At 37.5% G+C, this 12341-nt stretch carries 11 protein-coding genes; 3 read left to right on the top strand and 8 right to left on the bottom strand.

Features of this window, described 5'->3' with window-relative positions; all coding sequences use genetic code 11:
* Positions 1-2: 2 nt before the first annotated feature.
* The 3 genes from cysB to topA form a co-directional block, all read right to left on the bottom strand.
* Positions 3-977: an HTH-type transcriptional regulator CysB gene (cysB, locus tag DK858_RS10595; RefSeq protein WP_006536954.1), complete on the bottom strand. Its 975-nt coding sequence runs from the start codon at positions 975-977 to the stop codon at positions 3-5.
* A 237-nt stretch (positions 978-1214) separates the two neighbouring features.
* Positions 1215-1739 carry a superoxide dismutase family protein gene (gene sodC, locus DK858_RS10590; RefSeq protein WP_109397360.1) on the bottom strand — a complete coding sequence of 175 codons (525 nt, stop codon included), beginning with the start codon at positions 1737-1739 and terminating at the stop codon, positions 1215-1217.
* 155 nt (positions 1740-1894) lie between these two features.
* Positions 1895-4492: a type I DNA topoisomerase gene (gene topA, locus DK858_RS10585; protein WP_109397359.1), complete on the bottom strand. Its 2598-nt coding sequence runs from the start codon at positions 4490-4492 to the stop codon at positions 1895-1897.
* Between the two features lie 307 nt (positions 4493-4799).
* Between topA and DK858_RS10580 the strand changes: the two genes are divergently transcribed.
* Complete coding sequence (locus tag DK858_RS10580; protein ID WP_109397358.1) at positions 4800-5048, top strand: YciN family protein; 249 nt, start codon at positions 4800-4802, stop codon at positions 5046-5048.
* Positions 5049-5522: 474 nt separating this feature from the next.
* On the opposite strand, the gene sohB is transcribed toward DK858_RS10580, so the two are convergent.
* Positions 5523-6569 (bottom strand): protease SohB, encoded by a 1047-nt coding sequence (gene sohB, locus DK858_RS10575; RefSeq protein WP_109397357.1) that lies wholly within the window; start codon positions 6567-6569, stop codon positions 5523-5525.
* 213 nt (positions 6570-6782) lie between these two features.
* On the opposite strand from sohB, the gene DK858_RS10570 reads away from it, so the two are divergent.
* Positions 6783-7544 (top strand): YciK family oxidoreductase, encoded by a 762-nt coding sequence (locus DK858_RS10570; protein WP_194294846.1) that lies wholly within the window; start codon positions 6783-6785, stop codon positions 7542-7544.
* Between the two features lie 25 nt (positions 7545-7569).
* Positions 7570-8160 carry a cob(I)yrinic acid a,c-diamide adenosyltransferase gene (cobO, locus tag DK858_RS10565; protein WP_109397355.1) on the top strand — a complete coding sequence of 197 codons (591 nt, stop codon included), beginning with the start codon at positions 7570-7572 and terminating at the stop codon, positions 8158-8160.
* Between the two features lie 23 nt (positions 8161-8183).
* On the opposite strand, the gene DK858_RS10560 is transcribed toward cobO, so the two are convergent.
* The 4 genes from DK858_RS10560 to rnm all read right to left on the bottom strand — a co-directional run bounded on the left by DK858_RS10560 (position 8184) and on the right by rnm (position 12161).
* Positions 8184-9134 (bottom strand): hypothetical protein, encoded by a 951-nt coding sequence (locus DK858_RS10560; RefSeq protein ID WP_109397354.1) that lies wholly within the window; start codon positions 9132-9134, stop codon positions 8184-8186.
* Positions 9135-9313: 179 nt separating this feature from the next.
* Positions 9314-10237 carry a 23S rRNA pseudouridine(2605) synthase RluB gene (gene rluB, locus DK858_RS10555; RefSeq protein WP_109397353.1) on the bottom strand — a complete coding sequence of 308 codons (924 nt, stop codon included), beginning with the start codon at positions 10235-10237 and terminating at the stop codon, positions 9314-9316.
* 418 nt (positions 10238-10655) lie between these two features.
* The gene (locus DK858_RS10550) at positions 10656-11276 is read right to left on the bottom strand and encodes an L-threonylcarbamoyladenylate synthase (RefSeq protein ID WP_072062510.1); all 621 of its coding nucleotides are present in this window, start codon (positions 11274-11276) and stop codon (positions 10656-10658) included.
* Positions 11277-11300: 24 nt separating this feature from the next.
* On the bottom strand, positions 11301-12161 hold the full coding sequence (gene rnm, locus DK858_RS10545; protein ID WP_109397352.1) for an RNase RNM: 861 nt from the start codon (positions 12159-12161) through the stop codon (positions 11301-11303).
* Positions 12162-12341 lie beyond the last annotated feature (180 nt).

Genomic DNA, 12341 nt, shown 5'->3' with positions numbered 1-12341 from the left:
TATTACACTAATGGTAATTCAATATCTTTAAATAACTCTTCAATCTCTTCATTAGTTCGTAACGCAACAGCTTGCTCAATCAAATTACGTGTAAGATGAGGAGCAAAACGCCACATAAAATCATACATATAACCACGTAAGAAACCACTACGACGAAATGCAATTTTAGTGGTGCTATAACTAAACTTATCACGCATATCAATAGCAACTAAATCACTATCGAGCACGGGATCAAATGCCATACTGGCAATCACACCAATACCTAAATGCAGTCTCACATAAGTTTTAATGACATCCGCATCAGTCGCAGTGAACACTATTTTAGGTTTTAACCCTACTTTACCGAACGCATCATCAAGATCTGAACGTCCTGTAAAACCTTGGGTATAAGTAACGATATCGTAATCCGCAAGTTCTTTTAGTGTCACTTCTCGTTTTTGTGCCAATGGATGATCTTTTGACACCACTACAATACGGTTCCAACGATAACAAGGTAGCATCACTAAATCGTTATAAAGATGCAGTGATTCTGTCGCTATCGCAAAATCACTTTTACCTCTGCATACATCTTCAGCAATTTGCGTTGGCGAACCTTGGTTCATATGCAATGAAACATCTGGATAGCGCTCAATAAATCCTTTTATTACAGGAGGTAATACATAACGAGCTTGCGTATGCGTTGTTGCAATCGATAGTGAACCTCTATCAGGGTAAGTGTGTTCACCCGCAGCTGAGCGAATAGCTTCCGTTTTTGATAAAATCTCTCGGGACAGCCTTACAATTTCTTCACCCGCCGGTGTCACATGCGTTAAATGCTTACCACTACGAGAAAATATTTGTATACCTAACTCATCCTCTAACATGCGAATTTGTTTACTTATTCCCGGTTGAGATGTATACAAACGCTCTGCCGTGGTCGAAACATTTAAATCGTTATTCACCACTTCAACGATATAACGCAACTGTTGTAATTTCATGGAGAGGCTATCCCTTCAACAAAAGACTTATTATTCCGTTATTCTATTTATATTCATATAACTAAAAAGAATAATAAAGATGTAATTTATAACCACTATATCATTTATTTCATTTCGGTCTAACGTAATTAATAGCGTTATTTAGATTTTGTTATATCAAATAGTTATAAGCTATAAATAAGAATAAAAAAAGCCGACCTTAGTTGTCAGCTTTTATTCCATAATAGTGGCACTAAATTATTTAATCACACCACATGCCATTCTTGCGCCACCACCGCCAAGAGCCTCAGGAGCATCAGAATAATTGTCGCCTCCCACATGCACCATGATTGCTTTATCTTTCACTTGCTCAAGCTTAGTAAGTTTTGGGGCTAATACTGCGTAATCAGCTACACCTTTGTCATTTACAACTAATCCTGGTAAATCACCTAGATGCCCATCTTTATTATAAGGCCCCAAATGAACACCGACTTTTTCAGGATCTAAATGCCCTCCTGCTTTTAAAGCCGGCACAGGTTTGCCATCTTTCATATCTGGCTCACAAGAACCATTAGCATGAATATGAAAGCCATGAATGCCCGGTGTTAATCCAGTGAGTTTAGGTGTAAATAACAGCCCATAATCAGTTTCAGTGATAGTTACAACGCCAATATCGTTGCCTGCACCTGTCGGTAAAGCTTCTTTTAACGTAACATCTAACGTTGCAGCACTTGCCACAGAAGTGAAGAGTAAGCTAGATAGTAACAAAGGCATCAGTTTCATAGTATCTCCGTCTTATTATTAGCAAAGTAAAACATCAGACAAATAGAAATTAACCATTAATACTGTTTTGGTGTATTTAATTAGCATACCTTCTTAATACAAAAAAGCGACTAACTCTCATTAGTCGCTTTTTTATTCACCACGTAATGTCAATGTTATTTGGTTTTTTCAACCCACTTGCCATCGACATAAAATGCGGACCAACCTGTTGCCTTACCTTCTTTCTCTGAAGAAACATATTGCTGTTTTGTTTTACGACTAAAACGTACAATAGTTGGGTTTCCTTCAGGATCAGCCACTGGGGCTTCTGCTAGATAACGCATTTTCTCTGCTAAACGGTCTTTAAAGCGCACCAGTTCTTCTACTTTTGGTGCTCGCGTTTCTCTTGATTTAGGAAACGTGTTCGCCGCTAAGAATACACCCGCAGCGCCGTCTCGTAAGACAAAATAAGCATCTGATTTTTCACATGGTAATTCAGGAAGTGGAACTGGATCTTCCTTAGGTGGTGCAATTTCACCGCTTTTTAAGATCTTGCGAGTATTTTTACAGTCGTCATTAGTACAACCCATGTATTTACCAAAACGCCCCATTTTTAGGTGCATTTCAGAGCCACATTTATCGCACTCAATAACTGGACCTTCATAACCCTTTAAGCGGAATTCACCTTCTTCAACTTCATAACCATCACATGCAGGGTTATTACCACAAACATGTAATTTACGATGTGTATCAATCAGGTAACTATCCATTGCAGTGCCACATTTCGGGCAACGACGACGTGCACGTAATGCGTTAGTTTCTGCATCTTCCCCTTCAAGAATATTTAATAATTCATCTTCTGGGATCAGATTAATGGTTTGTTTACAACGCTCTTTAGGTGGTAAAGCATAACCCGAACATCCTAAGAATACGCCTGTTGTTGCCGTTCTAATTCCCATATGACGAGAACAAGTTGGGCATTCAATCGACGTGATCACCATTGGATTTGGTCGCATTCCACCTTCTTCAGGATCTTTTTCAGCAACCTCTAGCTGCTGACTAAAATCGGTGAAGAACGCATCTAATACTTCTTTCCAGTTTTCTTCATTATTGGCAACATGGTCGAGGTGGTCTTCCATTTGCGCAGTAAAATCGTAATTCATTAAATCGCTAAAATTCTCTTCTAAGCGATCGGTTACAATTTCACCCATTTTTTCTGCATAAAAACGACGGTTTTCAACTTTCACATAACCACGATCTTGAATGGTGGAGATGATAGATGCATATGTTGAAGGACGGCCAATACCACGTTTTTCTAATTCTTTAACTAACGTCGCTTCGCTAAAACGTGCTGGTGGCTTAGTAAAGTGCTGAGTAGGTTCTAACTCAGCTAAAGCCAGTTTTGCCCCTACATCAACTGCAGGCAAAGTTTTATCTTCATCTTTATTACGCATCGCTGGCATGACTTTCGTCCAACCGGCAAAACGCAAAGTGCGACCTTTAGCACGGAGTTTATAATCACCTGCTTCGACGGTTAATGTCGTTGAATCATATTTTGCTGGTGTCATTTGACAAGCAACAAATTGATTCCAAATCAGTTGGTATAAACGTTTGGCATCGTTATCCATATCTTTTAAAGATTCTGCGATAACGTTGATATCAGAAGGACGGATAGCTTCATGCGCTTCTTGAGAATTTTCTTTGCTTGAATAAATATTTGGCTCTTTCGGCAAATATTTAGCGCCAAAATTCTCATTGATATAATCACGCGCCATTTGAATGGCATCCTGACTTAAGTTTGTTGAGTCAGTACGCATATAGGTTATATAACCTGCTTCATAAAGGCGTTGAGCAAGCATCATCGTCTTTTTCACACCAAAGCTTAAACGCGTACTTGCCGCTTGCTGTAAGGTTGATGTGATAAGCGGTGCACTTGGTTTACTTGATGTTGGTCTATCTTCACGATCTTTTACCGTGAAGGCCGCATTTTGTAATGCCTTAACCGCAACCTGAGTTTCATCAGATGAAACCGGGTTGAAGGCTTTATCATGATAATGCGTGACTTCCATACGCAATGGCTGTTCGTCAGGCGTTAACAGTGATGCATGTAATTGCCAGTATTCTTCAGGAACAAAGGCTTTAATTTCACGCTCACGTTCAACTAAAAGACGCACAGCAACTGATTGCACTCGACCCGCAGATAATCCACGAGCCACTTTTTTCCAAAGTAAAGGTGAAACCATATAGCCCACAACACGATCCATAAAGCGACGTGCTTGTTGCGCGTTAACGCGATCTATATTTAACTCACCTGGAGTTTGGAAAGCTTGTGTAATGGCATTTTTAGTGATTTCGTTAAAAACCACTCGACTAAATCGTTCATCATCACCGCCGATAACTTCGCGTAAATGCCACGCGATAGCTTCTCCTTCGCGGTCAAGGTCCGTTGCGAGATAGACATGATCAGCTTTCTCAGCCAATGCTTTTAGTTCAGCCACGACTTTTTCTTTGCCGGGTAGAATTTGATAGTTCGCATTCCATCCATTATAGGGGTCAACCCCCATACGGCTGACTAAGGCTGATTTCTCATCCTTTTTAACTTTTTTCACGCCTTTCGTGGCGGATGAGTTTTCGCTCTTCTGGCTGCCAGAACCACTCTTTGGCAAATCACGAATGTGACCCACGCTAGATTTAACCACGTAGTCATTGCCAAGATATTTATTGATCGTTTTGGCTTTAGCCGGGGACTCCACGATAACAAGAGCTTTACCCATAATTACCTTTACCTAATTAAACTTTGTTATGACGGTATTGTTTAATACCCTCAACTAAGAAAATGTTTAAAATCTCTTTTTTATATTGCGTTAGTTTTGCAATATATCAACCTGTTTTTATTCAAAGCTTTTGTTTGAGCTCAAAACTCATGACTTTTTTTGAGGTATTTTAATCACCTCACAGCTTTGATCAGGAACAGGCAAATCATTGTTTGCTACATATAGAGTAGCTAAGCTTTTAAAAATGCCACACTCTACCTGATAAAAAGTGAGGCGCAACAAATTATTTTTCTAAGGAGCACATATTATGTCAACACAAACTACACCGATTACAACAGAGATGCTACTTGAAAAAGCGAATAAAATCATATGTGAACATGAAGATTATTTACAAGGTATGCGTGCTGATTCAGTTGAACAGAAAGGTAATGTCCTCGTATTTAAAGGCGAATTTTTTTTAGATGAACAAGGTTTACCTACAGCAAAAAGTACCGCAGCATTCAATATGTTTAAGCATTTAGCTCATGTGTTATCTGAAAAATATCATTTAGCATAAGTCATCTTCGTGATTATTTTTTATTGACTAAAGTAGATAAACTTACTCTTTATTGATAACAAAAAAGAGACTTTGCTTGCCAGTTATTGCCTTCATCTAGATACCAATAACTGGCATAATTAAACGAAATAAAAGAATAAAAACTCACTTTTATCGTAAGGTGGTATTGTCTGTCATATCTTAATTCACGATTACACTTACCTATCAATACAATCAGTAATATCAATTATTTTTATTTTCTGTTTACAGCTATATTGAATGCGCCTAGAAAGAGGAAATATTTATCCTGTTTTTATAAGTAATATCAATTATTTCTCTGATTGCCAGTGACATTTTCACTGGCTTTTTTTTTGCCTTAGCGAAATAAAAGTAAGAATATTTATTCGGCAAGTTTAGGGATCGTATTTAAGTCAGGAAGGATGATATCAGCGATAATTTGTATCACTGATATCATGTATTACATATTTATTTGGCTTATAGAAGTGGTTTTTTGCTTCTTTGTACCCAACGCATCATCAATTTATCAATGCTTTCCATTGCACCACTTGTAACGCGCTCAACCATTTTCTTTTTGGTAACATATTGGACAGAGAGAACTTCAAAGTCATTAATATGATTGATCAACCAATCATCACTCACGCCAACCTCATCAATTAAACCTCTATTTAGCGCTTCTGAGCCGTACCAATATTCTCCAGTTGCAACACTATCGATATCAAGTTGTGGGCGATATTTATGCACAAATGATTTAAACAATAGATGCGTTTCATTTAAATCTTGCTTAAATTTTTCACGGCCTTCTTCGGTATTTTCACCTAACAAGGTTAATGTACGCTTATATTCGCCAGCAGTATGTAACTCAACATCAATATCATTTTTCTTAAGTAAACGGTGAATGTTAGGGATCTGAGCGACAACACCAATCGAACCAATAATCGCAAATGGCGCAGCAACAATTTTATCTGCCACGCATGCCATCATATATCCCCCGCTAGCAGCCACTTTATCGACAACTGCGGTCAGTTTAATCCCTTTTTCTTTTAAACGTGTTAATTGAGCTGCGGCTAATCCATATCCGTGAACCATACCACCCGGACTTTCTAAACGCAGTAACACTTCATCATTTGCTTGTGCAACAGAAAGAATGGCACTAATTTCTTCACGTAATGCCCCCACTTCGTGTGCATCCATACTACCGTTAAAATCAAGCACATATAAACAAGGTTTTACAACGCCTTTTTTACCTTCTTTTGCATTGTTTTTACTCTGTTTATTCTCTTTTTTCTGCTGTTTTTTAAACGCTTTATACCAGACTTTTAATTCAGCATCGTCCATTTTTGCTTGTTGCATAACACGCTGTTTTTCTTCGTAAGCTTCAGCAAGATCTGTAACTCTTAACGTCCCTTTACGATTTTGTTTTTTATTTCCAATCACAACGAAAAACAACACGATAGCGATAATCGCCACCACAACAGTGACAATTTCTGCTAAAAACAACCCATATTGCAAAATATACTCCACAAAGACCTCTTTTTAAGGTTAATAACACTGACTAAAACCAATATGCCTAGTTTAACGAAATTCTGCTTTAGCGCCAGCAACAAAGGCATGATTATGTTTAATACCATAAAGAAAATAGCCATAAATTGTAAACAAAAAATCTAGCAAAACTGGTCGCTAGGCAAATAAGACGTTACACTTTATTTACTTTTTACTAGACAGGATATCAATATGTTGCAATATCAACCCGATCATAGCGTGCTAAAAGATAAAATTATTCTAGTAACAGGTGCTGGTGATGGTATAGGAAAAGAAGCCGCACTAACTTATGCGCAATATGGCGCAACACTTATCTTATTAGGACGTACTCTATCAAAACTGGAAGATGTTCAAGAAGAAATCATCACATCAGGTGGTCAACAACCCATGTTATATCCACTTGATCTACTTACAGCAACAGAGAACGACTTTCAACAGTTTGCTGACACGCTCGTTAAGCGTTTCCCCCATCTCGATGGTGTATTACAAAACGCAGGCTTATTAGGCGTTATTGAGCCTATTATTAATCAACCAAGTAACCTTTGGCATGATGTGATGCAAGTCAACGTCAATGCAACTTTTATGCTCACGAAAGCACTATTACCATTGATGCTCAAGGCACCTCATGCAAGCCTTATTCTTACTACATCCAGCGTTGGTCGCCGAGGCCGCTATGGCTGGGGAGCTTATTCTGTTTCTAAATTCGCTACAGAAGGCTTTATGCAAATACTTAATGAAGAATATAACGAAAGTACCTTACGTATTAACTGTATTAATCCTGGTGGCACTCGTACCGCAATGCGGGCAAGTGCATTCCCTGATGAAAATGCACAAAAACTAAAAACACCTAAAGATTTGATGCCGTTATATCTCTATTTAATGAGTGATGACAGTATTGATGTGAAAGGACAATCTTTAGATGCACAACCCGGTCGTAAAGCGGGTCCCGCTGAATAACGTAATTTAAGTTTAAGGTAGCACAATGAATAATGCACAACACCAAAAACGCCAACAACGTTTAAAAGAAAAAGTCGATACCCGAATTGAGCAAGCTCAGCGAGAACAAGGCATTGTGATAATTTTTACCGGTAATGGTAAAGGAAAAACAACTGCAGCAATGGGCACAGCGACACGTGCAGTAGGTCATCAAAAAAAGGTCGGTGTTGTGCAATTTATTAAAGGTACGTGGGAAAACGGTGAACGTAATCTACTGGAACAGTTTGGTGTACCTTTCTATGTGATGGAAACCGGATTTACTTGGGAAACTCAAGATAAAAGTACAGATACAGTTGCCTGTTTAAATACTTGGCAATATGCACTCAAACTACTTAATGACCCAGAATATGATCTAGTTATTCTCGATGAAATTACTTATATGATTACCTTTAACTATTTACCATTAGATGAAGTTATTTCAGCTCTTAGTTCTCGCCCTGCCCATCAAAATGTCATTATTACCGGAAGAGGCTGCCATAGAAAATTAATCGAGTTGGCAGATACAGTGACAGAAATGCGTCCTATTAAACACGCTTTTGATAGTGGGATAAAAGCACAAAAAGGCATAGATTGGTAACCACTATGTAAAGAACTCGAATATTAAATAAGAATGGGCTCCCCTAAAATACCGGCACCAAATATACGCCCATTTTTTTTAATAAAATCTAAATACATCTCTCTATCAACAAAAATCTGACGTCTTATTTGTTGATCATAAAGTATTGCCATTTTCATGATATGTTTATGATACTCACTATAAAATAATTTTCTTTCTGAAGGATCTCTTGAGGTTAAATATTTTTTAACTACCTCCTGAATGCTTATCGCTTCTTTCATCAATTTTTCATCATTGAAGCTAAAGTTATCTTCTAACGGAGATAAATTATCTGTTCGTGTATTATTTTCATCGATCCAATTAAAATTATCTTCTGCTATATATTGAGTTAATAAATCATGCTCAGAATAAAATTTAATACCATAGGGAAATTTAATGATATATTGGTAAAAATCATCTTTTGTAAAACATTTGGTCAATGTACTTACTTTTTCATTACCTTCCCAATCAGATAAATAAGTAGGTAGTGGTTCATCGATTGGAATATCACAACTAAAAATATTATTATCAATAAAGAGAGAATCAGAACTATTAATCGCACCTTTTAAAAGAATACCATTTACCCATACAGTACGTTCATCTATACGGATTTCCTCAGATGGAGGATATTCTTGTTTAAATAACGTGGTGAAACTATAATAGATATCTCTATTGGGATTAATTATTCCTCCACGGTTTCCGGGATAAACCATAAATATACTTTGTTTACCTTGACTATCAACAAGTATATGTTCGCCATTATTAAGTTTAATTTTTTTTACTTCACCTTTCCCCATCACAAATTTAGTATTATCAATTTTAAACTCTAAAGGTTCCAATTGATTATTGTTGATGTAGAAAACACCATTTTGTTTTTCTCTTATTGCAGGATAATCACATCCTGTTACTAAAGAGGTTATATATAACACAGTAATTAAATAAAAATAACGATACATATTATTTTGAATACCTTATCGTTAAATATAAAGTTATTAATAAATACGTCCTAATAGTGTCATCATAAATAGATTTATAAAAAAAAGAAAGTAGTCAAAAAAATAATCGCCCTATTAAAATAGGGCGATTATTTTAAAAATGATATTTTAATTTAAAATAATAAATAATTATTCGTTTATTATTTTTTATTTCCTGCTGATTGACGACGACTTGATGCTCTTTTAGCAGGTGATGTTGAAGTGCGTGTTGAGATTTTAGTATGACGCTTAACCGCACGACGGATCTGATTCGCTTTGATGCGACGCTGATCTTTTTCCACTGCAACTTTTGTTACTGTTTCGTCGTTTAATTCAACTAACTGACGTAAATAGTTGATTTGAGCTAACCCCAGTTCAACCCAGCCACCACGCGGTAAACCTTTTGGCAAATCAATATCACCATAACGAACACGAATAAGACGGCTAACTTGTACACCAACAGCTTCCCACATACGACGAACTTCACGGTTACGTCCTTCAGTAAGTGAAACATTGTACCATTGATTAATCCCTTCCCCACCACGGTAAGAAACCGAACGGAATGAAGCAGGACCATCTTCTAATTGTACACCTCGCGTTAATTGACGAATTTTCGCATCATCGATTTCACCAAAAACACGAACTGCGTATTCACGCTCAACTTCACGGCTAGGGTGCATTAAACGGTTAGCTAATTCACCATCTGTTGTAAATAACAGTAATCCACTAGTATTGACATCAAGACGACCAACAGCAATCCAGCGAGCACTGTTAAGGCGAGGAAGACGTTGGAAAACAGTTGGACGACCTTGTGGATCACTGCGAGTACACAGTTCCCCTTCAGGTTTATAATAAGCAAGCACACGACAGACATCTTTTTGTGCTTCACGAATATTTAGAATGCGACCATCTAAGCGGATTTTTGCTGTAGTGGTGACATCAATACGATCACCTAATTTCGCTTTTGTGCCATCAATGCTGATACGTCCCTCTTGAAGATAACCTTCAATTTCACGGCGAGAACCGTGACCAGAACGAGCAAGGATTTTTTGTAATTTTTCAGTGCGTTGCGATTTATCGCTCATGAAACAACCTCATGTGTCGCCTTCACAGGCGTCATAAAATAGAATTAATTTTTAAAAATCAATCAAATAAAAATAACCCATGTTTATTAATATAAGAAATAAACACAGGTTTATTGATTCAATAGTGAACAATATTGACGCTTTTTCACATCAACAGTGTGATAAATAGTGGCGACAAAGCGATGTCGGTAAAAACCTAACGACAATTAGCCGTTTGTCTGCAAATCGAGTTATTGTATTTAGCGTTTAAAATACGCGTTGATATAACCGATTTCAAAAACAAACACCGTGATTTTTATCGCAATGTATAAATTTAACACAAGCGATAAATCCCTTCACCTTTTATCTCTTTATCTCGTGATAAATCTCTTCACTATCGCGCCATTTGCTTCTAATCCCGTTTAATCAACTCAATAATTTACTGAAATGGCGTAATATCACCTGTACCTTCGCGCACAATGACAGGGGTATCTTCTGTTAAATCAATTACCGTTGTCGGTTTTTGCCCTAAATAACCACCGTGGATCACCAAATCAACTTGTTTGCTTAATAAATCTTCGATTTCTTCCGGATCAGACTCAGCAAAATCATTGCCCGGTAAAATCAGGCTTGTTGACATTAATGGCTCACCAATATTTTCTAATAATGCCAATGCAATAGGGTTAGAAGGAACACGTAAACCTATGGTTTTACGTTTATCATTCATCAAACGCTTTGGTACATCTTTAGTCGCTTTTAAGATAAAGGTGTAATTACCTGGCGTGTTATTTTTTATTAAACGAAACACGACATTATCAACATAAGCGTAATTAGCAATTTCTGATAAATCACGGCACATCAGGGTAAAATTGTGTTTTTTATCTAATTGGCGAATACGACAAATTCGCGTCATTGCATCTTTATTTTCTAAACAACAGCCAATAGCATAACCAGAGTCTGTTGGATAAATCACCACACCGCCCTTGCGTAAAATATCAGCACTTTGTTCAATTAAACGAGCCTGCGGATTATCTGGGTGAATATAAAAAAGTTGGCTCATATATCCCTCAACAAATTTCTAAAGTTACTCTTGCCATAGCGACCAAACAGGTTCTACGCCACTGGGTAACCATAAATTACGCCCTAATTCTATCCACGAACAAGGGCGATGAAAATCAGAACCTAACGAAGCTTTTAACCCATAAAATTGCGCTAAGGCTGCGTGTTGTTCTCGTTCTTGTGGTGGTTGTTGGCATTGTGCCACTTCGATTGCATCACCACTGAGTTGTTTAAAATAGAGCGTTAAACGTTTTAACCATTTAGAGGATAGACCATATCGTCCCGGATGCGCTAATACTGCAACACCACCAGCCTCATGAATTGCAGTGACAGCGTCACCTATTGAGCACCATTGTGGTGGCACATAACCTGTTTTACCTTTTGCTAAATAACGTTTAAACACTTTATTAACCGAAGCAACATGCCCTTCATTGACAAGAAAACGAGCAAAATGTCCTCTTGTAACTTGCCCCCCCTGGGCTAAGGCTTTTGCCCCTTCAAATGCATTGACAATACCCGCTTTTTCTAATCGCTCACCTATCATTATCGCACGTGTTTCACGACATTGACTTTGTGACAAAAGAAGCGTCTTTATTGCGTTATGGTTGATATCAATATTCAATCCAACGATATGGATTTCTATATTCTCCCACAAAGTCGATATTTCGACACCTGATATCAAAGTAAGAGGCAACTTTTTTTCTGCAATATATTCATTAGCAGGGGTAATCGCCGCCGTTGTATCGTGGTCAGTAATTGCTAAGACATTAATTTGACGCTCTATCGCTCTCTCAACCAATTCTTCTGGTGAAAGCTCGCCATCTGACGCGGTAGTGTGGCTGTGCAAATCATAAATCACTCTTAAATCAGATAGCACTTCAGTCATCGCTTCTCCCTTTTCATCTTAGCAAGATAATAAATTTTAAAGAGTATGCCATAAAGTACTTGACGAACCTAACGCAATCCAGTTTACTAGTACACAACACGAGCTAGTCTATTAAACATTATCTGTCGTTAGCTGTAAGGAGATCTTATGAATACTAATCAACATCTTATCGCTCTTTGG

Source organism: Proteus faecis (assembly GCF_003144395.1).
Taxonomy (GTDB): domain Bacteria; phylum Pseudomonadota; class Gammaproteobacteria; order Enterobacterales; family Enterobacteriaceae; genus Proteus; species Proteus faecis.
The sequence above is the reverse complement of the archived record's forward strand: the minus strand, read 5'-3'. Positions and strand labels throughout refer to the sequence as shown.